This window comes from Herbaspirillum sp. VT-16-41, assembly GCF_001994935.1.
GTDB lineage: Bacteria > Pseudomonadota > Gammaproteobacteria > Burkholderiales > Burkholderiaceae_D > Herbaspirillum > Herbaspirillum frisingense.
In genome coordinates, this window is the sequence record NZ_MUXB01000079.1 from 137,536 (window position 1) to 161,802 (window position 24,267).

18 protein-coding genes are annotated in these 24,267 nt (G+C 63.0%); 12 read left to right on the forward strand and 6 right to left on the reverse strand.

Going from position 1 to position 24,267, the window contains the following annotated elements; genetic code table 11:
- Window positions 1-20 precede the first annotated feature (20 nt).
- The 5 genes from BTM36_RS05575 to BTM36_RS05595 all read left to right on the forward strand — a co-directional run bounded on the left by BTM36_RS05575 (window position 21) and on the right by BTM36_RS05595 (window position 6,431).
- On the forward strand, window positions 21-830 hold the full coding sequence (locus tag BTM36_RS05575; RefSeq protein ID WP_006465020.1) for an ABC transporter ATP-binding protein: 810 nt from the start codon (window positions 21-23) through the stop codon (window positions 828-830).
- A gap of 37 nt (window positions 831-867) precedes the next feature.
- Window positions 868-1,719, forward strand: a complete 852-nt coding sequence (locus tag BTM36_RS05580; protein ID WP_006465021.1) for an ABC transporter permease — start codon at window positions 868-870, stop codon at window positions 1,717-1,719.
- Window positions 1,720-2,003: 284 nt separating this feature from the next.
- Window positions 2,004-3,548 carry a methyl-accepting chemotaxis protein gene (locus BTM36_RS05585; protein ID WP_305778099.1) on the forward strand — a complete coding sequence of 515 codons (1,545 nt, stop codon included), beginning with the start codon at window positions 2,004-2,006 and terminating at the stop codon, window positions 3,546-3,548.
- A 123-nt stretch (window positions 3,549-3,671) separates the two neighbouring features.
- The gene (locus BTM36_RS05590) at window positions 3,672-5,384 is read left to right on the forward strand and encodes a bifunctional diguanylate cyclase/phosphodiesterase (protein WP_077235507.1); all 1,713 of its coding nucleotides are present in this window, start codon (window positions 3,672-3,674) and stop codon (window positions 5,382-5,384) included.
- 84 nt (window positions 5,385-5,468) lie between these two features.
- Complete coding sequence (locus BTM36_RS05595) at window positions 5,469-6,431, forward strand: NAD-dependent protein deacetylase (RefSeq protein WP_254426935.1); 963 nt, start codon at window positions 5,469-5,471, stop codon at window positions 6,429-6,431.
- Here BTM36_RS05595 and BTM36_RS05600 read toward each other — a convergent pair.
- Window positions 6,358-7,923: an MFS transporter gene (locus BTM36_RS05600; protein WP_077235508.1), complete on the reverse strand. Its 1,566-nt coding sequence runs from the start codon at window positions 7,921-7,923 to the stop codon at window positions 6,358-6,360. The two genes, BTM36_RS05595 and BTM36_RS05600, sit on opposite strands and share 74 nt — an antisense overlap.
- A 29-nt stretch (window positions 7,924-7,952) precedes the next feature.
- A complete protein-coding gene (locus tag BTM36_RS05605) occupies window positions 7,953-8,432 on the reverse strand; it encodes a heme-binding protein (RefSeq protein ID WP_077235509.1) in 480 nt (159 codons plus the stop codon).
- A gap of 143 nt (window positions 8,433-8,575) precedes the next feature.
- Here BTM36_RS05605 and BTM36_RS05610 point away from each other — a divergent pair, with 143 nt between their 5' ends.
- Both BTM36_RS05610 and BTM36_RS05615 read left to right on the forward strand, forming a co-directional pair.
- Entirely contained in the window at window positions 8,576-9,487 is a 912-nt protein-coding gene (locus BTM36_RS05610; RefSeq protein WP_077235510.1) for a LysR substrate-binding domain-containing protein, read from the forward strand.
- A 207-nt stretch (window positions 9,488-9,694) separates the two neighbouring features.
- Window positions 9,695-10,549 carry a MetQ/NlpA family ABC transporter substrate-binding protein gene (locus tag BTM36_RS05615; protein WP_077235511.1) on the forward strand — a complete coding sequence of 285 codons (855 nt, stop codon included), beginning with the start codon at window positions 9,695-9,697 and terminating at the stop codon, window positions 10,547-10,549.
- Window positions 10,550-10,653: 104 nt separating this feature from the next.
- On the opposite strand, the gene BTM36_RS05620 is transcribed toward BTM36_RS05615, so the two are convergent.
- A complete protein-coding gene (locus BTM36_RS05620) occupies window positions 10,654-11,994 on the reverse strand; it encodes an LLM class flavin-dependent oxidoreductase (RefSeq protein WP_077235512.1) in 1,341 nt (446 codons plus the stop codon).
- Between the two features lie 247 nt (window positions 11,995-12,241).
- On the opposite strand from BTM36_RS05620, the gene BTM36_RS05625 reads away from it, so the two are divergent.
- Entirely contained in the window at window positions 12,242-13,270 is a 1,029-nt protein-coding gene (locus tag BTM36_RS05625) for a DUF4105 domain-containing protein (protein WP_168189747.1), read from the forward strand.
- 10 nt (window positions 13,271-13,280) lie between these two features.
- On the opposite strand, the gene BTM36_RS05630 is transcribed toward BTM36_RS05625, so the two are convergent.
- From BTM36_RS05630 to BTM36_RS05640, 3 genes are read right to left on the reverse strand one after another with little or no spacing between them, the layout of a single operon-like run.
- Window positions 13,281-15,038: a DUF2875 family protein gene (locus tag BTM36_RS05630; protein ID WP_077235513.1), complete on the reverse strand. Its 1,758-nt coding sequence runs from the start codon at window positions 15,036-15,038 to the stop codon at window positions 13,281-13,283.
- Entirely contained in the window at window positions 15,035-17,281 is a 2,247-nt protein-coding gene (locus BTM36_RS05635) for a DUF3274 domain-containing protein (RefSeq protein WP_077235514.1), read from the reverse strand. The genes BTM36_RS05630 and BTM36_RS05635 overlap by 4 nt, the downstream gene beginning before the upstream one ends.
- Before the next feature lie 14 nt (window positions 17,282-17,295).
- Window positions 17,296-20,049 (reverse strand): type VI secretion system Vgr family protein, encoded by a 2,754-nt coding sequence (locus BTM36_RS05640; RefSeq protein ID WP_077235515.1) that lies wholly within the window; start codon window positions 20,047-20,049, stop codon window positions 17,296-17,298.
- Between the two features lie 299 nt (window positions 20,050-20,348).
- Between BTM36_RS05640 and BTM36_RS05645 the strand changes: the two genes are divergently transcribed.
- The 4 genes from BTM36_RS05645 to BTM36_RS05660 are packed head-to-tail and all read left to right on the forward strand — an operon-like array spanning window position 20,349 to window position 24,159.
- Entirely contained in the window at window positions 20,349-21,212 is an 864-nt protein-coding gene (locus BTM36_RS05645) for an ABC transporter permease subunit (protein ID WP_077235516.1), read from the forward strand.
- Window positions 21,212-21,961 (forward strand): ABC transporter ATP-binding protein, encoded by a 750-nt coding sequence (locus BTM36_RS05650; protein WP_077235517.1) that lies wholly within the window; start codon window positions 21,212-21,214, stop codon window positions 21,959-21,961. Before BTM36_RS05645 ends, BTM36_RS05650 begins: the two co-directional genes overlap by 1 nt.
- Window positions 21,962-22,009: 48 nt before the next feature.
- Window positions 22,010-23,026, forward strand: coding sequence for an NrtA/SsuA/CpmA family ABC transporter substrate-binding protein (locus BTM36_RS05655; protein ID WP_077235518.1), 1,017 nt, complete (start codon window positions 22,010-22,012; stop codon window positions 23,024-23,026).
- A 20-nt stretch (window positions 23,027-23,046) separates the two neighbouring features.
- On the forward strand, window positions 23,047-24,159 hold the full coding sequence (locus BTM36_RS05660; RefSeq protein ID WP_077235519.1) for an LLM class flavin-dependent oxidoreductase: 1,113 nt from the start codon (window positions 23,047-23,049) through the stop codon (window positions 24,157-24,159).
- Window positions 24,160-24,267: the final 108 nt, after the last annotated feature.

Genomic DNA, 24,267 nt, shown 5'->3' on the forward strand with positions numbered 1-24,267 from the left:
ATCCCTGAAGCCCAGACGCCATGACGCCAGCCCTCCAGTTCGACAACATCACCTGCACCTTCGTCTCCAAGGACGATCGTTCCCAGCGCTACACCGCCGTGGCCAATACCGACCTGTCCATCGCACCGGGCGAATTCGTGTCCGTGGTCGGCCCCACCGGCTGTGGCAAGTCCACCCTGCTCAACGTCGGTGCCGGCCTGCTGCAACCCTCCTCGGGCAGCGTCAAGGTATTCGGCGAAGAGCTCACCGGCATCAATCGCCGCGCCGGTTACATGTTCCAGGCCGAGGCGCTGATGCCCTGGCGCAGCGCGCTGCAGAACGTGATCGCCGGCCTGCAGTATCGCGGCCAGGACGAGAAGGCCGCTGCCGAACTGGGCGAGCAATGGCTGGCCCGCGTGGGTCTGCAAGGCTTCGGCGACCGTTACCCGCACCAGCTCTCCGGCGGCATGCGCAAGCGCGTGGCCCTGGCGCAGACCCTGATCCTGGACCCCGACATCATCCTCATGGACGAACCCTTCTCGGCCCTCGATATCCAGACCCGCCAGTTGATGGAAAACGAGGTGCTGGACCTGTGGAACGCCAAGAAGAAGGCCGTGCTCTTCATCACCCACGACCTCGACGAAGCCATCGCCATGTCCGACCGCGTGATCGTGCTGGCCGCGGGCCCTGGCACCCACCCCATCGGCGAATTCAGGATCGACCTGCCGCGCCCGCGTGATGTCGCCGAAATCCGCATGCATCCCCGCTTCGTCGAACTGCACCAGCAGATCTGGGACGTGCTGCGCGACGAAGTGCTCAAGGGCTATCAACAACAAAAGCGCGCAGCGTAAGCCGTACCGGAAAAGATCAGGGAAGAGAATCAGCACCATGTGGAAATTACTGAAACCGAATCACAAGAACATCCGCTTCTGGCAACTGATGGTATTGGCCATCGTCCTGCTGGTGTGGCATGTGGCCACCCGCAATCCGCAGACCGCCTTCTTCTTCGGCGAACCGCTGAAGGTGGCGCAGCGCATCTGGGAGTGGTTCACGGTGGGTAGCGGCTCGCTGGAAGTGGGCCTAGGCGATACCACCTTCTTCACCCTCACTTTCCCCGCCGAGATCTATTCACACCTGCTCATCACGCTGACCGAGACCGTGCTGGCCTTCGTCATCGGCACCGTCTTCGGCCTGGGCATCGGCCTGTGGCTGGCGCTGTCGCCGACCGCCTCGGCCATTCTCGATCCCTACGTGAAGGCCGCCAATTCCATGCCCCGCGTGATCCTGGCCCCGATCTTCGCCATGTGGTTCGGCCTGGGCATCTGGTCCAAGGTGGCCCTGGCGGTCACGCTGGTGTTCTTCATTGTCTTCTTCAACGTCTACCAGGGCGTCAAGGAAGTCAGCCCGGTGGTGTTGGCCAATGCCCGCATGCTGGGCGCCAACGCGCGCCAGCTGCTGCGTACGGTCTACCTGCCCTCGGCCACCTCGTGGGTGTTCTCCAGCCTGCACACCTCCATCGGCCTGGCCTTCGTCGGCGCGGTGGTGGGGGAGTACCTGGGCTCGGCGCGCGGCGTCGGTTACCTGATCCTGCAGGCCGAAGGGACCTTCGACATCAACACCGTCTTTGCCGGCATCGTCGTGCTGACCGTCTTCGCGCTGGTGCTGGACCTGGCCGTGGGCGTGATCGAGAAGCGGCTCATGAAGTGGCAGCCCAAGAGCGGGGAGACTGAAAAGCTCTGAATGCTTGGCCGGGAGGACACAGCAGATTGAAAAAACAACAAGTAAAGCAACCGGAACATCGATAGGGTCGTGTCAGACCGGAACCTGATATCGGAGAGGCGCCAGTGGCAACACCGGCGCCTTTTTGTTGCCCGCCGTCCTGGAGTTCATCCGTATCGGGAAATGCCCTAGATCCCCCGACCCCGCCTTTGTCTATAGTGAGTCACTGCATGGATTGATTCACTCTGGATTGGTCGATGTCCAACAATCACATCCGAGGGGGAACAATGAGTGTGTTCAAGAATATGAAAATCGGGACCAAGTTATCGCTGGGGTTTGCCGTCCTGCTGGTGCTGACGATGATCCTGGCTGCCGTTGCACTGGTCAGCATCCAGTCACTGACGACCTCCATCAAGGCCGCAGATGCCGTCCAGGACCGGCACCTGGTGCCGCTCTATCTGGTGCGCGAGGCGCTGGACCAGACCGGCCTTGCGGCGCGCAATGCCTATGTATTCCGTAGCGACGCCGATGCCGCCAAGGAACTGGCCATCGTCGATGAACAGAAGAATATCTATCTCAAGGCCCTGGCCGAACTCGAACCGGAAATGGCCGGCAACAAGGGCTTCGACAAGGTGCGGACCGGGCTGCTGCAGATGGCCGAGGAACTCAAGCGTCCACGCATCTATCGCGAAAGCGGGAAGAACGAGGAGTTCCGTGACTTCCTGGTCAATGAATGCAGTCCCCTGCGGCGCCAGATCGTGCAGGACATCAACAAGGTCATTGCGGAAGTGGACGCCGAAAACGACCGCGCGCATCACTCCACGCTGGAAATGGCGACCCACGGTTCCATGGTGGTCGCCGCGCTCACCTTGCTGGTGACGTTCATCTCGATCATCGTGGCCGTACTGATCACCCGCAGCCTGCTCAAGCAACTTGGCGGTGAACCCGCCTATGCTGCCGACATCGCCCAGCAGATCGCTGCCGGTGATCTGACCTCTGAAGTGGTGACGCGGCCCGGCGATAACGCCAGTCTGCTGCTGGCCATCAAGAAGATGCGAGACAGTCTGGTCGCCATTGTCGGCAAGGTGCGTGAAGGCACCCAGACCATCGAACAGGCTTCCTCCGAGATTGCCACCGGTAACCTGGACCTGTCTTCCCGCACGGAGCAACAGGCCGGTGCCCTGGAGCAGACCGCCTCCGCCATGGAAGAACTGATGTCCACCGTAAAACAGAACGCCGACAACGCCAGGCAGGCAAGCCAGCTTGCGGTATCGGCCTCGGAAGTGGCCAGCCAGGGCGGCGTCGCCGTGGGCCAGGTGGTGAGTACCATGGAAGGTATCAATGCCTCCTCGCGCAAGATCGTCGACATCATCAGCGTCATTGACGGTATCGCGTTCCAGACCAATATCCTGGCCTTGAACGCGGCAGTGGAAGCGGCCCGGGCCGGTGAACAGGGCCGCGGCTTCGCAGTCGTGGCGTCGGAGGTGCGCAACCTGGCGCAACGCAGCGCCACCGCTGCCAAGGAAATCACCGAACTCATCAATGACTCGGTGGGGCAGATCGGCCAGGGCAGCAACCTGGTCCAGCAGGCTGGCGTGACGATGGAAAACGTGGTCAACAGCGTGAGGCGGGTGACCGATGTGGTCGCCGAGATCTCGCATGCCAGCCAGGAACAGAGTCACGGCATCACCCAGGTCAACCTGGCCATCACCCACATGGACGAGGCCACGCAGCAGAACTCGGCGCTGGTCGAGGAGGCCGCCGCCGCCGCCAATTCGATGATGGAACAGGCCGCTGCGCTGGCCAGCCTGGTGTCGACCTTCCGTCTTGATCCCCGCCAGCATGCGTAGCGCTAGCACCACGGTGCTGGTAATGGGCCAGCGTACAATGACGGCTTGAACAGCCCGCCGCCTGCGGCCCATGAGGGTGATCCGGCAGGACGGCATGCAAATCGGGGAGTGGGGGCAAGGGCGATGAGCCAGCAGAATGACTTGACCGAATTCGGTTCGGAAAACGCCTATCGGCTGCTGGTGCAGCGGATCAAGGACTACGCCATCTACATGCTGCGTCCGGATGGTGTGGTCGCCAGCTGGAATGCTGGTGCCCAGCGCTTCAAGGGCTATACCGCCGACGAAATCATCGGCCAGCATTATTCGGTCTTCTATGAAGAGCCGGATCGTCTCGCTGGCCTGCCCGCCACCAACCTGGCCCTGGCCCTGCGCGAGGGCAAGTTCGAGGACGAGGGCTGGCGCGTGCGCAAGGATGGTTCACGTTTCTGGGCGCACGTGGTGATCGATCCGATCTACCAAGAAAATGGACGCCTGCTGGGGTTCGCCAAGATCACCCGCGACCGCACCGAGCAACTGGAAACCAACGAAAAAATCCTCTTCATGGCCCGGCACGATGCCATGACCGGCCTGCCCAACCGTGTCCATTTCCTGGAACGCCTGGACGAAGCCATGTCCACCCTGCATGCCGGCCAGCAACAAGTGGCCGTGGTCAGCATCGACCTGGATGGTTTCAAGGAAATCAACGATGCCTTCGGTCATGGCGTGGGCGACCAGCTGCTCTCCGAACTGGGGAAGCGTCTCAAGAACACCGTGGGCGAGGGCGAGACCGTGGCGCGCTTCGGCGGTGACGAATTCGTCGCCTTCAAGGTATTCCGTCAGCAGCGCCATCTGGCGGACTTCATCAGCCGTCTGCAGCGCGCCCTGACCTCCATGCTGCACCTGGCGCAGACCGACATCGTCCCCGGCGCCAGCCTGGGGGTGGCGATGTTTCCCGGCGACGCGGGTGACCGCGGGCAATTGCTCAACAATGCCGATCTCGCCATGTATCGCGCCAAGAAGAGCATGGATGAAAAGATCTGCTTCTACGAAGCCAGCATGGACGAGGCTTCGCGCGCCCGTCGTGCCATGGCACGCGATATCTGGACTGCACTGGAACGCGGGGAGTTCTTCCTGAACTACCAGATACAACGCGCCGTCAGCTGCGACGAGATCACCGGCTATGAGGTTCTCCTGCGCTGGCAGCATCCGGTACAGGGACTGATCCCGCCGGCCGTATTCATCCCGGTGGCCGAAGAGTGCGGCGCCATCGGTGCCATCGGCGACTGGGTGCTGGAGCGCGCCTGTCGCGAGGCGGCGCAATGGAATCTGCAGCCGCGCATCGCCGTCAACCTGTCGGCCCTGCAATTGTCCAATGCCGGCCTGGTGGAAAAGGTACGCTCGGTGCTGGCCGCCAGCGGCCTGCCAGCGCAGCGGCTGGAGCTGGAAGTCACCGAAACCGCCATCATCGCCGACCGCGAACGCGCCCTCTACCTGCTGCAGCAGCTCAAGGCCATGGGCGTGACCATCGCCATGGACGATTTCGGCAGCGGCTATTCCTCGCTGGAGACCCTGCGTTCCTTCCCCTTCGACAAGATCAAGCTGGACCGCAGCTTCATCAGCGAGCTGGAAACCAGCCAACAGGCCAAGGCCTTTGTGCGTGCCATCCTGGCGCTGGGCCATAGTCTGGATGTGGCGGTGCTGGCCGAAGGCGTGGAAACCGAAGCCCAGCGCGCCATCCTTGAGCAGGAGGGCTGCCAGGAAGGGCAGGGCTATCTGTTCGGCCGACCGGCGCTGCTCAGCGCCCTGGGTGAGCTGGCGCAGGCGGTGCCGCCCCATGAGGTGCCACGTCGCGCCTGATCGGGAATTGGAAATGCCCCGGCGGCCGACGCGCCGGACCGATTTCGCGTACGCTGCCGGTTGTCATTGTCCAGCGAGTTTCCCATGAGCCAGAGTCTGAGCCTGCCCGAGGACGGGGCGCCCACCGTTACCGTTACCGTTACCGTCACCGCGACCGCCACTGCTGACGTCGCTACCCGTGGCGAACCCCGAGCCGCACCATCGCCCCACGCCGATACCTTGTCGGCGCTGGCGCAGTTTCTGCTCTCCCATCGCAAGGTATTGGTACTGACCGGCGCCGGTATCAGCACTGCATCCGGCATTCCCGATTATCGCGATGACGCAGGCGTGCGACGTGGCCGCCTACCCATCCAGGGCAGCGAATTCCGCCAGTCCGAAGCCGCCCGCAAGCGCTACTGGGCTCGCAGCATGCTCGGCTGGCCACGCCTGGCCCAGGCCCTGCCCAATGCGGCCCACCAGGCACTGGCGCAGTTGCAGGCAGCCGGCCACCTGGGCGCAATCCTGACCCAGAACGTCGATGGCCTGCATCAGCAGGCCGGCAGCCGCGATGTGCTGGAACTGCACGGCAGCATCCATGCGGTGCGCTGTCTGGCCTGTGGCACGCCCTATGGTCGTGCCGAAATCCAGGTGCAGCTGGAACGCAGCAACCCCGCCTTTGCCCAGCTGCAGGCAGAAGTCCTGCCCGATGGCGATGCCCAGCTGGAGCCCGATGCCGACGCCGCCTTCCACGTTCCCGCCTGTACTGTCTGTGGCGGCATGCTGCAACCGGACGTGGTGTTCTTCGGCGATGGCGTGCCGGCTACACGCAGCGCCCAGGCCGAAGCACTCACCCGTGACTGCGATGCCATGCTGGTAGTGGGTTCTTCGCTGATGGTGTTGTCGGGTTTCCGCTTTGCGCGCATGGCGGCCGCCGCAGGCAAGCCGGTGGCGGCCATCAATCGCGGTCGTACCCGTGCCGACGAACTGCTGGCCTTCAAGCTGCAGGAGGATGCCGAGTCGGTGTTGCCGCATCTGGCGGCACGACTGCTGTCACAGCCGCCTTCCTGATCGACCACAGTACGATGGCCGCTGCCATCAGCGCCAGCAGCGCGGCCGCAGCAAAGGCATGCGCAAAGCCCTGGGCATAGGCATTTCGCGCCAAGGCCAGCACCGCCGCCTGCCGTTCGCCATAGCCCTGCGCTGCCTGCACCATGTCGCCGGCCATCGCCCGCGCCACGAACTGGGCCGCGTGTCCGGGCGCCTCTTGCATGCCCGCCATCCCCGTCAGCATGCGGCCACGCGCTGCCTCGGCCAGTACTGCACCCAGGCCCGCAAAGCCGGCCAGCACACCCGTGAAACGCGAGGTGGTACTGATGCCCGAGGCCATGCCCGCGCGCTCGCGTGGCACATTGCCCATGATGGCCTTTTGCGTTTCGCCATTGAGCAGGCCACCGCCACTGCCCAGCACTGCCATGCCGAGGATCACCAGCATCTGCGATCCCGATCCGGCCGCCCACATCATCAGCAGGTTGCCCAGCGCCGTCACGCCCAGTCCCAGCGCCAGCACCTGCGCCGAGGACAGGTAGTGACCCAGTCGTCGACCCAGCTGCGGCAACAGCAGCATCGCCAGCGCGAAGGGCAGCATGCCCAGGCCGGTCTGCAGCGCGTTCAGGCCGCGTGCGTTTTGCAGGAACAGCGGCAGCAGCGACGCCATCACCTGGGCCGAGGCCGCATAGGCGAACATGGCCGCCACTGCCGCCACGAAACCGGCATGGCGGAACAGTGACAGCTCCAGCATCGGATGGGCGCAGCGGCGCTCCCAGGCGATGAAGAGCAGGAATAAAAATGCGCCGCCCAGACCGCGGGCGACGCAAACAACGCTGGTCCACCCCTGTTCCGGACCCGTGATCAGGGCCCAGGTCAGGAGGAAGACCGCGCTGGAGAAAGACAGGATGCCCAGCGGATCCAGCGGACGCGGCAGCGGATTGCGTGACTCCGGTACCTGCCGTCCTACCGCCATGCCCAGCAACAGGCAGACCGGCAGGTTGATCCCGAACGCCCAGCGCCAGCCCAGCAGGGTATTGATGACGGCGCCGATCAGCGGCGCCAGCACCATGGTCAGGCCCATGATGACGCCCCACACTGCCCAGGCGCGAGCGCGCTCGCTCTCGTCATGGAAGGCATGGCCGATCACCGCCAGCGAAGGCGCCAGCAAAAAGGCCGCACCCACCCCTTGCAGCGCGCGGGCCGCATACAGGGCCTGTGCCGTGGGAGCCAAGGCACAAAGCAGTGAGGCCAGCGCGAACAGCGCCAGCCCGCCCCGCAGTACCCGCTTGCGGCCATAGCGGTCTGCCAGGGCACCGGCCGGCAGCAGCAGCGCGGCAAAGCACAGCACATAGCTGCTGACCACCCATTCCACCTCGCTGAAGGACGCCTGCAGCTCACGCGCCAACGTGGGCAGGATGATCCCGACCACGTTGGTGTCCAGCACCGTCATGGCACATCCCAGCGAACCGGTCAGCAGGATGCGGCCAGCGGTGGAGGAGAAGGGCGAACGCATGGCGGCGCGGGCAGGAGGGCAAGAGGGTCTTACTTCAACGCCGCCACGCCGGCCTTGGCGATGTCTTCATCATGCTGCGGGGTGTCGGCCGACACGCCGATGGCCCCCACCACCTGACCGTCGGCCACCAACGGCAGGCCGCCGCGCATCAGGACAAAGCCGCGTGCCGTGGCGGCCGCCGGGCGGTTGCCGTTGATCGCATCTTCCAGTGCGCCGCTGGGACGGCGAAACAGTGCTGCAGTACGCGCCTTGCCCGGCGCGATCTCGACTCCGGCCGGTACGGCCGCGTTGTCCATGCGCACCAGCGCCACGGGCAGACCGGCGGCATCCACCACCGAGATCACGCAGGGCCAGTTTTCCGCCTGCGCCTTGGCCTGGGCAGCCTGCAGCACCTGTTGTGCAGCGGCCAGCGTCAGCACCGGCTGGGTCGGCAGGGTGGCGGCAGCCGCTACATTGGCCGCCAACAGGCTGGAGAGGGCCAGGGCGAGAAGTCGGTTCTTGATGATCATGGAATTCCTTTTCTGAAATGCGAGAGGGGAGAGGGTTCATTGAACCAGTCTCTATAATTCACTTCAATAATCATCAACCACGACTTAATTAGTTTTAAACTAATTCAAGACATCGCCGCCATCCCTCATACCGGAGCAAGCCTGTGGACCTACGACACCTGCGTTACTTCCTGACCGTCGCCGAAGAACTGCACTTCGCCCGTGCTGCCGAACTGCTGGGCATTGCGCCACCCACGCTGTCGGTGCAGATCCAGGAGCTGGAACGCCAACTGCAGGTCCAGTTGTTCGCCCGCACCAAGCGCTCCGTATCGCTGACCTCGGCCGGTCGTGATTTCGTCGAGCAGGCACGCGCGGTACTGGCACGCTTCGACCAGGCCATCGACGTGGGTCGCCGTGCCGGGCGCGGCGAGCTGGGCCGGGTCGAAATCGGCTATGTGGGATCGGCGGTATTCGGCGGCATCCTGCAGCAGCAGATCAGCGCCTTCCGTCGTCAGTGGCAGCAAGCCACGGTACATGCCCGCGAGTGGCCGATGGCGCAACTTTCCGACGCGCTGGAGGAGGGCAAGGTCGACATCGCCTTCCTGCGCATGCCGGTGCCGCTGGGCGGCACCCTGCAGTCGCAAGTCCTGTTGCGCGACCGCTTCTGCCTGGCCCTGCCCGCTGATCACACACTGGCAAGCCCGGGCGCTGCCGTGCGTTCACGGGCCCTGGCCGGAGAATCCTTCATCCTGCCCGAGCAGGAGCTGGGCAGTCGCGAGGTCTGGCGCCGCGGCGGTTTCGAGCCGCGCAGCATGAGTCGTCCAGGTGGACTGCTGGCGGTGCTGGCCGAGGTATCGGTGGGCGCGGGCGTGGCGGTGGTGCCGGGGGTATTGACCTCGGTGGTGCAACTGCCCAATGTCTGCTATCGGCCGCTGGCGGGCAGCGCTATCGTTTCCGAGGTGGCAGCCGTATTCCGTCGTCACGAACGCGCGCCGGCAGTGCGCAACATGATCGCGGCGATCCGCACCAGCAAGCCGCTGCAGGTTCACGGGCCCTTGAACACATCTCGCAACTGATGACGACATGAGTTCCGGCCAGGACACTGGCTCTGTATATTCTTATCCGTTTTCCTTCGTTCATTCGGACCGGTTCGCGGCCACATAATCCTTGGTCGGTTTCACCTCCCAAGGAAATCATCCACATACGCCACCCGCCATATTTCCACGCCAATGTGATGCAAGTTGGCGGCGGGTATTTCCGCGATCCACTGAAGGAAATCCATCATGCTCAAGCAACTTGCCGGCCTGCTGCTCATCGGCGCTGCCGTGATTGCCGGCGCCCACGCCGCGCCCCCTGCCACGCCCGAACGCGAACTGAAGATCGGCTTCGTCCCCGGCCCCTACATCGACGAATTCAAGCTGGGCGTGCAACCCGAGCTGCAGAAGAAGGGCTACAAGATCCGCTACTATGAGTTTTCCACAGGACTGGAAGCCAACAGCGCCGTCTTCAAGGGCGACATCGATGCCAACGTGATGCAGCACTCGGTATTTCTGGCTTCCTACAATGAGCGCAACAAGACCGACCTGGTGGGCATCGTGCAGGTGCCTACGCCCCCCATGGGCCTGTATTCGCGCAAGCACAAGGACCTGAACAACCTGAAGAAGGGCTTCACCGTCGCCGTACCCAACGACCCGGTCAATCTGCAGCGCGCCCTGTGGATACTGCAAAGGCTGGGCTGGATCCGCATCCGCGAGAACAAGCCGATCGACGTCACCGAACTGGACGTGGTGGAAAACAAGGTCGGCCTGAAACTGGTACTGCTGGAGAATGCCCAAGGTCCACGCGCGCTGGATGACGCCGATTTCGCCGCCGTCCAGGGCAACTTCGCCATCTTCGCCAAACTCAAGCTGTCCGAGGCCTTCATCCTGGAAGACATGAAGCCGCCCTACATCAACGTGGTGGCCGTCAGGAAGACCCGCCAGGACGAGACCTATGCCCGCGATATCGCCCAGGCCTACCGTTCCGACCATTTCCAGAAGGCCATCCGCAGCGACCGCTTCTATGACGGTTTCACCCTGCCGGATTATTTCAGCAGCAAGGACCAGGACGACAAGAGTCTCAAGCTGGGCAAGAACTGATCGGCGCATTGTCCCGCTGTTGCCACCCGTCTGCCATCAAGCAAAAGGCTCGCTCCCGGTCGTTCCGGGGCGAGCCTTTGCTCTATTGTGCTTGATCCCGAGGCTCAGGCCGCCCTGGCCTGGCCACCGGTGCTGGCAGGATGTACGAGTCCGAAATGGGAACGCAGGGTCTTGCCCTCGTAGTCGCGACGGAACAGTCCGCGTTGTTGCAGCAGCGGCACCACACCATCGACGAAGTGCTGCAGGCCATCCGGCAGGGCATCGGGCATCAGGTTGAAACCGTCGGCGGCGCCGGCCTTGAACCACCGTTCGATGTCATCGGCAATCTGCTCGGGCGTGCCGACCAGTACCCGGTGACCGCCGCCACCGCACAGGGCACGGATGACATCGCGCACCGTGTGTGGCCGCCCCTTCACCAGCGACAGCGTGGCATGGAAGAAGGTGTGGTTGCCATTGCCGCCACCGGGCAGGGCCAGCTTGTCCGGCAGTGGCCGATCCAGGTCCAGGCTGTCCACCGGCACCCCGAGGATGCCGGCCAGGCGCTTCAGGCTATAGCTCCAGGGAATGTTGTCGATCAGTTCGTCGCGTCGGCGCAGGGCCTCGGCTTCGGTGGCCCCGATGATGGTGGCCAGCCCCGGCAGGATCTTGACCGCATGGGGGCCGCGTCCGAGCTGTGCGGCGCGGGTATTGATGGCGCGGCTGTAGGCCAGCGATTCTTCCACGGTATGGGCCGCCGAGAAGACCGCCTCCGCGTGACGTGCGGCCAGCTCCTGGCCATCCCCCGATCCGCCGGCCTGTACCAGTACCGGCTGGCCTTGCGGCGTGCGCGGCAGGTTCAGCGGGCCGTGCACCTGGAAGTGGCTGCCGCGATGGGCGATGGGATGCACCCGGCTGTCATCGATGAAACGACCGCTGAGCTTGTCGGCCACCAGCGCCTCGTCTTCCCAGCTGTTCCATAGCGACTTCACGACCTGGGTGAATTCATCTGCACGCGCATAACGCGCTGCATGGTCGGGAACCTTGTCCAGCCCGAAATTGCGGGCCGATGCGACATCCGCGGTGGTGACGATGTTCCAGCCGGCACGGCCGCCACTGACATGGTCCAGCGTCGAGAAGCGGCGTGCGATGTTGTAGGGCTCGTTATAGCTGCTGGAGGCCGTACCGATGACGCCGATATGGGTGGTCGCGGCCGCCACCGTGGCCAGCAGCACGGTAGGCTCCAGCGCCGTGATGGGACGGAAATCGATCTGCTCGATGATGGCCGCATTGTCGGCCAGGAACACCGCATCGAATTTGGCCGCCTCGGCGATGCGCGCCACCTTGACGTAATGCGCGGCATCGATGAAGGCCAGCGGATCGGCGTGCGGCAGGCGCCACGCCGACGGGATGAAGCCGGAATGCAGGATATTGACGTTCAGATGCAATTGCCTTGGGGGCTGGCTCATGGGGGGCTCCGGGGAGGGGAACGACTCGTGGCACGTGCACAGGCTCAGGCCGTACGCAAGTAAGACCGACCGGTCGCGCTCCATGGAGGCATTCCTGATGATGGGAAACCCGACGATTCTGTGCCGGCCACCCCGGCGGCAGCCACGAATATATCCGCATAAACATATGCGCGCGGGACGGCTACAATGCCCGGGAGCGAGGGGAGGGACCCCGACGCCAGACCAATAACAAGCGTGCGTGACGTCAATGAGCCTTCTTTTTATCGTATTGCTGATCTTGCTGGCCTGCCTGGTGCTGGGGCTGGCGGCCTGGGGTGGTTTTGCGCTCTGGTACCAGTGCCCTGGACCACGCCGGGCGCGTCTGCTGGTGATGACGGCATGGAGTCTGCCAGCGCTGGCCACCCTGGCAAGCCTGGGAGCATTGGCCGGGCCAGGTGGCGCATCGCCCTGGGGGCCGCTGGCCTTCGTGCTGGCACTGGTGGTGTTGCTGTGCTGGTGGCATGGCATCCGTGCTTCCCATGATCGGGTCTGGGCCGACGATGTGGCCTGCATGCTGGTCTCGCAGGTCACGGGTGACCGCGTCAGACTGGACAATGTACGCAACTTCGAATGGCGCAGCGAGACCGATTACGACGTGCGCTGGGAGTCGCGTGACTACGATCTGTCGCAACTGGTCTCGGCCGACCTGCTGCTGTCCTACTGGATGGGGCCGGCGATTGCGCACACCCTGGTTTCCTTCGGGTTTGCCGATGGCCGGCGCCTGGTATTTTCGCTCGAGATCCGGCGCGAACGCGGCGAATCCTTTTCGGCCCTGGGCGGCTTCTTCCGCAAGTTCGAGACCGTCATCGTCGCCGCCGACGAGCGCGACATCGTCCGTACCCGCACCAACGCCCGTGGCGAGGACGTCTACCTGTATCGCCTGCAACTGCGCCCCGACCAGTTGCGCAAGGTCTTCCTCGGATACCTGGAACGCGCCGCGCAGGTGCGCGCCACACCGCGCTTCTACAACACCCTCACCAGCAACTGCACCACCATCGTCTTCGAGTTGGCGCGCCGTCTTTCTCCCACGTTGCCGCTGGACTATCGCCTGCTGCTCTCCGGTTATTTCGCCGGGTACGTGTACGACCACGGGGTATTGACGCCCGGCTATCGCTTCGAGCAACTGCGCGAGGCCGGCCGCATCACCGGACGGGCTTTGCAAAGCGACCCAGGGGACGACTACAGCAAGCTGATCCGGCGTGGCGTACCGGGGGTGGGCGAAGACGAGCTCCGCTGAAACACCGCTATCAGCGGGTTTCCTGCGGAGTATCTGGATTCTGCGGAGACGCCGACTTATCCGGTGGATATTCCGAACCAAACGGATCCATGCGGCCATACGTTTGAACCCATGCTGCCTTGGTCTTTTCCCCCATGGGGCTGACCATCATCATCATCGCGTCCCCGTTGGGTCGCAGATGAACGGTCGCGCTGGGTCCGCCGAAGTGATAGCCGGCAATGATTCCCAGCGCCAGTTGCATGCCGGGGCCGCTGACACCCATGCTGCCGATACGCACACCTAGGTCGAAGCCCTCCTTGTCTTCCGTCATGTCGGGTGCGGCGGGATCGATCTGCTGGAAGGCCTGGTTCAGATGCCCCACCCATTTGGTGCCGCCGAGGGTGCTGTCGTAGAAGATGCGCTTGGGACGTTCGCCATCGGGGAGCGTCGCCATTGCCTGTTGCCAGCCTTGTTGAAGGCGTTCGCGCCGGATGAGCCGGTCGAGCGGTTTGCCCTGTTCATCGGTGAGCTTGATGTCGATGGGGCGATGCAGATAGCCCACCACCGGCGCACTGTCAAACTGCTTGAGCTGCCAGTCGGTCCAACGGATGGGGAGATAAGGAGAGGGCTTGAACAGGCCCGGGCCGGCATTGGTGATTTGTTTCCAGAGGGTGGGGAGTTGTTGATGCCACCATGCGGATGTCATGAATCCCGGCGTTAGCGTTGTCGTTGAACCGGGGCGCCTGTAATGCTCAAGGTAATACGCATTGAAGTTTTCCGGTCCGCGATTGTCGTTCTTTTCCCAGAAGAAGTTCCAGAGTTTGATGATGTCGTATTGGGCATGGTTTTTATTGACCCCCTCCGGTTGCTTGACGGCAAATGGACGGATGAGTTGATTGACACGGTCTGTACGTGTCACCCACATGGCGGTGACGCTGTCAGGCATGTCGGGGGCGTAATAGCCGTTCTTCATGGAGCCGCTCCCGGGCTCGCCATTGCCAAACCTTGCTATGTCCCCATCTGTGCTTAGGACGATGATACCGGGCGCATCCGGGTTTTTATCAAAAAAGGCAAAGAGACGCTGGATCAGTTCGGTGCCGTCCTCGACATTGGCGTCCTCCTCCCAGAGAAGCAAATGAATGCCCAGGCTTGCAGCTTGTCTTGCTGCTGCAATCTCGTATGCTGCGCGGAAATCACAAAGTTCGTGTTTGGGTGGTCCCCAACTGATCACAGGAATTGGCCAGCGCTCGACTGTCTTTCCCGCTGCGTCTCTGAAAGCGATCGCAATGGCAATTCTGAGATTATCGAATCTGCTGCTGGAATCCCAGGGGTAGTCTTGAGGATTTTTGGAAATGATGGACTGATGGCTGTTTCCTACTTGGTCGAATTTCATCCAGATTTCTGAGTTGCCGTGATTGCCAACAAACGAGCCCAGTCCTCTCACTTCCAATACATATTGCGGACCCACGAGGGAAAGCATCTTGTCTTCGAAAGACTGGTTCGCTGCCGAAGCAGAGGGTGCTGCAGAATCCGGAACTTTGTTACCAGCGCCAGCAGTTCCGTTTAGATGGCTTATTGAAATGACTGCGCCATAAGCCAAGGCGGCCAATCCTACGATCAGCAATATTCCGTTGCGAATTCTTATTTCCATGGGCGTGTCCTGGGGTGTTGCGGTGAGCCAGTTTTGATAGTCCTCGAAGAGAACGTAAGCGATCCACGCTATCGAGATCAGGAAAATGGCAAGTAGAAAGCGAAAGGCTTTCTTGGTGAAGAACTTGGAGGCAGTCATTTTGGCGTCCTCGCTGGAGCAAGCGGAGCTTTGGGTGGAAATGCGTGAGGCTTTCCCCCTTCTGAAGTCGCCTGCTTAGCCATGGATTTCAGTTGGTCGAGAGGAGGGCTCTTTTTGGTCTTGTCTGTGACCAGGGAAGGCATCTTCTGCAGAGGGACCAGGGATTCTTCGGGGAATAGTCCGTTCTGATAATACTGGGCAGAGGCGTTGATAAGGGCCAGCGCACGCGCTGGCAAACGCTTGAAGTTGTTGCATCTGCTGAACTCGGTCATCACCCTTGCACTAAGCCGCCACTGCCCCATAAACAGCAACACCTTCCGCCACTCAGGATCATCCAAGGTCACCGCCTGCCCCACCGCCACATCCATGGCCGTGACCCAACGGTGGTTTTCGGTGCTGTTCAAGACCCCAGAGTGGTAATTGTTCTTGGTGCGGACCGATGGATCGGTTTCCATGCGGGTTCTTGCTTCATTGGGTGTTTCTTCCCGCTGGATGACATATTCCGAATCGTGAACCCGAATGGCACGCCAGTTTTCGGCCCGGTCATTGAGATCGGTGATGTTGGCGTTGAATCGTTTCTTATGCGGTGCGGTATCCTCTGATGTGGACGTGGTGACCTTGATCCAGCGAAAACTCGCATGACGGTTGCCCAGCGCCACGTTCTTGCTCACGTCGTCCGGTGTCAGCAGACCAGCGCGGTCGGCGTTTCCCGCACCCGGGCCACCGCGGACGACTTCACCGCCGTACAGGTCGGGTTCGTGCGGCGGGTTGAGCGCTTCGCCGTTGAGCAGACGGATATCGCGCTGCTTATGCGCGGTATAGACCATAGGATTGACGACCATGTCGAATCCGCCATCGGGGCCAACGGTGCTCCGCTCGTTGTCTTCTCGTATTGGATAGCGACCGGGCGGGTGGCCCACCAACACTGGGTGCAGGCCGTTCTGTCCTGGCCGTGGGCGCAGCATGCGGGTCCACATGCGCTGGTAGAAGCGCATGTCCTTCAGGATGTTCATGACCGGTGGGAGCTCGCTGGCTGGCATCGGACGATCCCCGGCCAGATGGTCCGGAACGCCGAAGGTACCAATGCCTTGCACGGAGTCCAGGGCCACCACGGTGTCCTCCGGGCAAAAGTAGAGGTAGACCTTGCGCCGGTTGTCACGTTCTTCGAAGCTGATCCAGTCGCCGCCGTCCTTGCCCGGGCGCTGACCACGGGCTGGGGTCCAGCGGGGGCCGGCGCGCACCGACGGATCGCGCTCGTGTTGCAGCAGCATGTCGGCCAGGGTGGGGATGCTGTAATCCTTCTCGCGCGTGACCTCGTTGACGATATCCACAAAGGTCTTCAACCTGGCGTGTACGCTCTGGGTGGTGCCGGTGGCGGTTGCCAGGTTGTAGGGGCTGTCTACCATGATGATGCAATCGGCGTAGCGTTGCTTGTCGCGCGCCAGGATGGCCTGGGCCAGCAAGGTGATCAGCGTGCCCTGGCTGTGGCCCATGACGGTGATGGTATCGTGCTCGGGCAACATGCCTGCTGCAGCAGCATGCGGCATGGGTTGGATGGTGCGGATCGTGCTGATCAGCATGGCCAGACGTTCGGCGGCCAGCACGAAATAGCGACGGGGTGGGCAGTCCCCGATGAAGACGTCGTTGCCACCGAGATTGTTGCGGGTCACTATACCGCCCATGAGGGGGGCTTCGAAGCCTTTCTGGTACATGTCGACGATGTTGTTGGTCGCGTTGGAAAAGAAGCCGCCCCCCTTGGCGAAATTGGCGTCGAGCCGGTTGCCCTGCAGATCCTGGTACTGGCTGCGCACGCGCAGCGGGTCGTTGTTGGCATCGCGGGCAATTTCACGATTGTCCGCGCGATAACCCCAGTAGAAGGGAATGAAGACGCTGTTGGTGTTGCCTGTTTCCTTGCGCTCGTAGAGGTAGGTGTCGGGATCATAGAGGACGTCGGCAACCTTCTTGCGTTCCGAGTTGTCCTTGATTGCTTTGGCCTGCCGGTAGCTTTCTCCATAGCTGCCAGGCTTGAGTGCGCCATTGAGGTCCAGGCGCTCGTTGAGCCCTTGGCACAGACCGGCTTCGACCCGGCTGTAGCTGGCGCCGGGATCGTTGACCCCGTGGATGAAAATGACGATGCCCGGCAGGTCATGCGGCACTTCGAGGGTGCGCGGCCCTGGGCGGTTGGGGAGGGTGATGGCATCGCTGCGGGCGATGACGCGGTGAGTCTTATCCAGATTGCTCATGGGTTCTCCTGTGGTTAGATTCTGGGCTTGAGGACGTCGATGGCCAGCAGGCGCATGGCCTCATCGTCGACTTGCTGGCTCAGGCCCTGCAGGTCGCTTTGCGTCTCGATGGTGCGACCATCCTCGGTGCGGATGCGGTATTGCTGGCCGCTGGCCAGGGCTCCTGGCTGGTCCCCAGCCTGGGGATAGCGCAGCAGGAACTGCTGGTCCGTCGGCAGGCTGGAGCTCATGCCAGGCGTGGTCTTGGCGCCGTCAGGGCCGCCCCAGTGGTGGTCGGCGGCATGCAGGTTCAGGTCGCCCTGGGTGCCGAGTTTGATGCCGCCACCAAGCTTGAGGTAACTGCCGTCCTCGGCCACCAGGGTGATGGACTTGCCGGTGATGCGCACTTCGCCTTCATTGGCACTGATCAGCACTTCCTTCTGGGCATTGGCCTGTAAGCGGTCGGATCGGGCCTGCAGTCGTATATCACCGTGATGCGCCACGGCGCTGATGCCGTCCTGACGGGAAAACACGAAAACGCCGCGCCCGGCAGTGAGTTGCGTGCGCTGCCCGCTGGTCAGTTGCAGGTGTTGCTGGGCGACGGTGTCGACGTTCTGTCCGGCGTAGCTGACCTGGGTTTTCGGGGTGAGATGCACGGCGCCCGCAGCCGCGCCGAAAGCGAGGATGGCCTGATCACTTTGGGCCTTGGTGCTGTCCCAGTGTTGCATGGCGCCGCGCAGCCCGGCCTGTGGCGCAGTGTCGGGCGCCTGACCGCCGTGCTGGCCCGCATACGTGCCCAGGGCCTGCAGCAGTTCGCTGCACTCTTCCAGCAACTGTGTCAGTTCAGCCCTGTCCAGCAGTTCTCCCGCGGCATCTTTGCGGGCGAAGCTGCTCATCAGGATGCCTCGCGCGGCACGCACGGATGCAGCGGCATCCGTACGCAATTCAACGCCTTCGCCGCGTGGGGTGCCATGTCCCGCGCTGCGCGGATGGGTGAGGAAGCCGAGATTGAGCTGGCTTCCCGCATGTTCGCTGGCCAGTTGGCTGCTGGTCTGGCCGGGTGTGTCGTCAAAGCGTAGCTGGTTGTAGCGGTTGCCGTGGAATTCGCGAGTCTTGATACCGGACAGGAAGCGGTTGCCCGGCAGCGCCCCGGTATTGCTGAAGCTGGCAGGCCGGTTGAGAGCGTTGGGTAATACGCCGCTGACGAACATCTTGTCCGGATCGCCATGCATGAAATCGAGTACCACCTCCATGCCCACGCGTGGCAGCATCGATGCACCGAACTGTGGACCGGCCAGTGAACTGCTGACTCTGACGTAGGCGCTGTCGCGTTCCCTGGCGCTGGTGCCGGCACCGCCCGTATGGACGTGATCTTCCGGATCGAGACCTTGCAACTGGACCTTGATCCGCCCTAGTTCGTCGGTAAAGATTTCTTCGCCTGGTGGGCCGACTACCAGTGCGGTGATCGGATAGGTCCGCGGCAGGTCGAGATGGGGATCGTAGTCGGGTGTCAGGGATTGGCCACGGTGCAGACAGGTAAAGCTGTTCCAGTAGCGTTGTTCTGGTGCCAGTGTGTCGGGGGGCGCATCCGGCTCCTGGCGGAGTAGAGCCTGTACTTGCACCTCCATATCCTTTGGCAGATTGCTGCGCCCGCGGTGGCGTAGCGAGGTGACGATGAATTGCCTGTCCTCGTCGCTTGTCCTGGCGAGTTCGGGATGGCCGCGCAGGCTGAACCAGTGCCCCACTTCCAGGTTCCTCACGGTACTGATACCTTCGACCCGTAGCGCCTGCCGCTCATGCGCTAGCATGCGCGCCGTGGCCAGCCGCTTATGATCGCGCTCTGAGTCTCCCACATGGGGCACGTCGACCTGGGCATCGCATAACAACCGCGCCAGATCATTGCCGAAGATCCCCTGGTCGAGTAATCCGGGGATCTGCACCTGATGCACTCCGGCGCGTTTGTAATCCCAGCTGGAACGCGCCACGCTGCCTGGACGAAGCGTCTGCATGCTGCTCCAGACCTGGATGCTGTCACTGGTTTCCGTGGCGCCCGCGCGATGGAATCGAACTTCCTCGGCGACACCCCTTGGCAGATCCAGCGGAGTATCGAAGAGCACGAGCCGGTGTTCGCCGCCCATCAGCCGACCGTCTTTGGCCTCCAGTTCATGCGGGGCCAGGCGGGGCCCGTGAGCGATAAACCAGCCTATTCCTTCGCGCTTGCATAGACGCCGGATGAAATGGGCATCGGACTCATGAAACTGGTGGATGAACTCGCGCTCGGGATAGGCCCGCTTGTTGAGCAGGTTGGTGTCGAAGTCGAAAGCTCTCCCCAAGGTCGGGCTGCGATGGCGCCATTCGCGCAGCAGGATATCGATGACTGCGGGTACGCTCTTGCGTCGAAAAACGCGATGATTGATGCGCCCGTCCAAAATGGACAGCGCATCGCGCACGGTCAGCTGATAGACCGCCAAGGCGCCGTCGGACTGACCTGCCCGGGCATCGGTGATGATCCCGGAGATGGAATGCAGGCCCTGCTCTGCGGTGACGATCTGCACCGACAAGGGCGTACCGATCAGGTCCTTCAGCGGCAGACCGACCTGTGGAGAAAGACAGGTCAGATGGCCCAGCACGCCGCCGCACAGGGTTTCACTCACGTCCATGCTCTGTAATAACAGCACATCGGAATACTTGTTACGCGCCAAGCCTTGCTCCCATAACAACCGGAAGCCACGATGCGCTTCGCTCAAGAGGGATGCGGGAAAGCCTTTCAGCAGATATGCATGGTTCATGATGTTGAGCCCGGTGGAGGAAACCGGCCATTACATCCAAGTTGCTGCTGCGCTTCCAGCGCCAGGCTCGACAAAAGGAAAACATTGACGGCAACTCGAAATACTTGAGTTTTGCCTTTGAATTTGTTCTAGTTTTCTGGCCAGCAAAGCCTTACGTTTTTCCTGCAAATCCGTTTATCAGATATTCAAACGCAAAATCCTTCGTTCGCCGAGGTCACCGTCCGCATTAGCATGGACATCCTTTCGCGGCTACGGCCGTGTCCCGTGTCCTGCGCGAACTACTACGGAAGGAAATCCCCATGCCCGAAGCGGTGAATCATTTCCCCTTGCCGGCAGCCGCCGAGTCCTCCCCCGTGCGTCGATCGAGGCGACTGCGTCCCTTGCAAGAACTCGGCAACCGCAGTCTGTTCCTGCTCTCCTGGGCCGCACCGCTGCTCCTGCTGCTGCTCTGGGAAGCCTTCGCCCGTGCCGGTGTGCTCTCGCCGCAAGTGCTGCCGGCGCCCAGCAAGGTATTGCAGACCGCCTGGAACCTGATCGGTCAGGGCCGCCTGCTCTCCGACCTCGGTGCCAGTCTTCTGCGGGCTGCCGCAGGCTTCGTCATCGGCGGTAGCCTCGGCTTCGTGCTGGGCACCCTGGTCGGCTTCTCGCGGCTGGCCGAAGCCCTGTTCGACCGCAGCGTGCAGATGGTGCGCGCCGTCCCCTTCCTGGCGGCGTTGCCGCTGGTGATCGTGTGGTTCGGTGTGGGCGAGGGTGGCAAGGTGTTCCTGGTGTCGCTGGGCGTGCTGTTCCCGATCTATATCAATACCGTGCTGGGCATCCGCCAGGTCGATCCCAAGCTGCTCGAACTGGGCCGCGTGACCGGGCTCTCCAACTGGACCCTGATCCGTCGCATCGTGCTGCCCGGTGCCTTGCCCTCGATCCTGGCCGGGGTGCGCTATGCGCTGGCAGTGGCCTGGCTGGCACTGGTGATTGCCGAAACCATTGCCGCCAATACCGGCATCGGCTCACTGGCCATGGATGCGCGTGAATTCCTGCAGACCGACGTGATCGTGCTGACCATCGTCATCTATGCCGGCATCGGTGTGATATCGGATGCCATCGCCCGCCTGCTGGAGCGCCGTCTGCTGGCCTGGCATCCCAACTACGCCGCCAAGGGGAAATGATGAGCACCACCACCCATACCATGCATCCGGCCGGCGTCGATGAGATTGCCGTGCAGGTCGCCGGTCTCAAGCGCCGCTACGGCCAGCGCACCGTCATCCAGGGCTTGAACCTGCGCATCCATCGCGGCGAGTTCGTGGCCCTGCTGGGCGAGAGCGGTTGCGGCAAGACCACCCTGCTGCGCGCCTTGGCGGGGCTGGACGCCATCGATGGCGGCCGCATCGACGGTCCGGCGCAACCGGCCGCGGTGTTTCAGGAACCGCGCCTGATCCCGTGGGACCCCTTGTGGCGCAACGTTTCCCTGGGGCTCGATGACAAGAGCGGCAAGCCGCTCGCACAGGCGGCGCTGGAAGAAGTCGGCCTGGGTGGCCGCAGTGAGGATTGGCCCCGCAATCTCTCCGGCGGCCAGGCCCAGCGCGTGGCGCTGGCACGCGCCCTGGTGCGCGAGCCTCGTCTGCTGCTGCTGGATGAACCCTTTGCCGCCCTGGACGCCCTGACCCGCATCCGCATGCATGCCCTGGTGCGCCAACTGCTGGCGCGCCATCGACCGGGCGTACTGCTGGTCACGCACGATGTCGATGAAGCCATCGTTCTGGCTGACCGCATCCTGGTCATGCGCGATGGTGCCATTGCCAGCGATCACCGCGTCGCGCCGGAAGCCGCCCACCATCGCGCCCACCCGGCGGCCGAAGCCCTGCGCACGCAATTGCTGGCCGAGCTGGGCGTGGCGGCTGCCGATGCGCTGCATTAATAGCGATCTAATGCCGATCTGATTTCCCTTCACCATCACTGAATGCTCATGACCCAAGACGCCAAGTCCGCCCATCACCATCATCGCCATCGTCGTCTTCTGTTGCAGGCGGCCGCAGGCGCCGCCGCCCTGGGTGCCGTCGGTGCTCCTACCGTGGCGCTGGCCGCCGGTTCCTCTCGCAATACCGATACCGTGCGCCTGGCCTGGGGCAAGGGCGGTCTGCCCGGTATCGCCCGCACCCGTGGCGAATTCGAAAAGACCCTGGCCCGCGATGGCATCAAGGTGCAATGGGTGGGGCCTTTCCCCAATCACGCGCCTTCGCTGCAGGCGGTCACCGGCGGTAGCGCCGACTTTGGTTTCGGCGGCAGCACCACGCCGGCGCTGGCGGCCATGATCGCCGGCTCGCCGCTGGTATTCACCCAGTTTGCCGTGGTCGAGCCACGCAGCACCGCCATCATCGCCAAGGATGGTTCGGGCATCACCAAGGTCAGCGATCTGGTCGGCAAGACCGTGGCGGTAAACCGCTCGGGCCTGGGCGAGTTCCTGCTGGTGGCGGCGCTGGAAAAGCACGGCATCGCCCGCGACAAGGTGCAGTTCGTCTATCTCAATCCGCCGGATGCCGGTCCGGCCTTTTCCCAGGGCAAGGTCGATGCCTGGTCGATGTGGAGCCCGGGCGTGGACATTGCGCGGGTCGAATACAAGGCGCATGACGTCTTCTTCGAAGGCCGCGATCTGGATTTCCTGATCGACTTCAACTCCTACGTCACCCATCGCAAGTTCGCGCAGGAAAACGCCGACATCGTGCGCGCCGTCAATGCCGCCTATCGCGCCGAGGGCGAGTGGATCAGCAGGAATCCGCGCGAGGCCGAGATCCTGGTGCAGAAGGATGCCGGCTATTCGGATGCGGTGCGCGATTCGCTCATCAAGCTGGCGCGGCGCTGGGAATTCCATGGCGCCGATGACGCGAAGTTCATCGCCACCTTCCAGGGAGCGGCCGATTGGTTGGCCGCACGCAAGATCCTGCCGCAGAAGGTGCAGGTGAGCGATTACATCGTCAAGGTCTGATTCATTTCCAGGAGAGAAGCATGAGCGTCAACTTCATCGGCATGGTCACCACCAACAAGAATTCGGAGATTCATGCTCCGGTGGGACCCACCATCGATATCGATTACCTGCAGCGTTTCGCGCGTGCCCACGAAGAGGCCGGTTTCGACCGGGTGCTGGTGCCGTATCACTCCAACGGGCCGGACGCCATCCTGACCATCGCCCAGGTGGCTGCCGCCACGCGACACATCAAGCTGATGCTGGCACACCGGCCCGGGTTCGTGGCACCCACGCTGGCGGCCCGCCAGTTGGCCACGCTGGACCAGTTCAGCGGTGGGCGGCTGGGTGTGCACATCATCTCCGGCGGTTCCGACGTCGAGCAGCGCCGTGACGGTGACTTCCTCGATCACGACCGGCGTTATGCCCGTACCGATGAATACCTGGAAGTCCTGCGCAAGGTGTGGACTGCCGGCGAGCCCTTCGATCATCACGGCGAGTTCTATCGCGTCGAGCAAGCCTTTTCCGAGGTCAAGCCGGTGCAGCAGCCGCATATCCCGATCTTCTTCGGTGGTGCCTCCGAGGCCGCCATTCCGGTCGCGGGTCGGCATGCCGACATCTATGCCTTGTGGGGCGAGTCACTGGACCAGGTGCGCGAGCTGACCGGGCGTGTGCGAACCGAAGCGGCTCGGCATGGGAGGGAGATCAGTTTCTCGGTTTCCTTCCGTCCCATTCTGGCGGCCACAGAAGACGCTGCCTGGGAGCGTGCCGAACGTATCCTGGCCGAGACACGCCGCCTGCGCTCCGGCAATGGCAGCCGTCATCCGGCCCAGACCGGGCCCCAGGAAAGCGTGGGCGCACGCCGCCTGCTGGCCGCCGCAGAAAAGGGTGACCGGGTCGATCGTCGCCTGTGGACCGCCATCGCCCGCGAAACCGGTGCCCGCTACAACTCCACGGCCCTGGTCGGTACGCCCGAGCAGGTGGCCGAGGCGCTGCTGGATTACTACGACCTGGGCGTAACGACCTTCCTGATCCGCGGCTTCGATCAGCTGGAAGATGCCCTCGACTACGGTCGCGAACTGATCCCGCGCACCCGTGAACTGGTGGCAGAACGCGTGCGGCAAAAACTGGAGAAGCAGCAAAAGCAGGCTGCCTGATCTCTTCAAGACGTACGCGATAAAGAAATTGGCTCCGCGTTGCGGAGCCAATTTTTTGAGGGAAGGGCGCAGACCTCACGCAGACCGCCGAGGCGGTTCGTGAATATC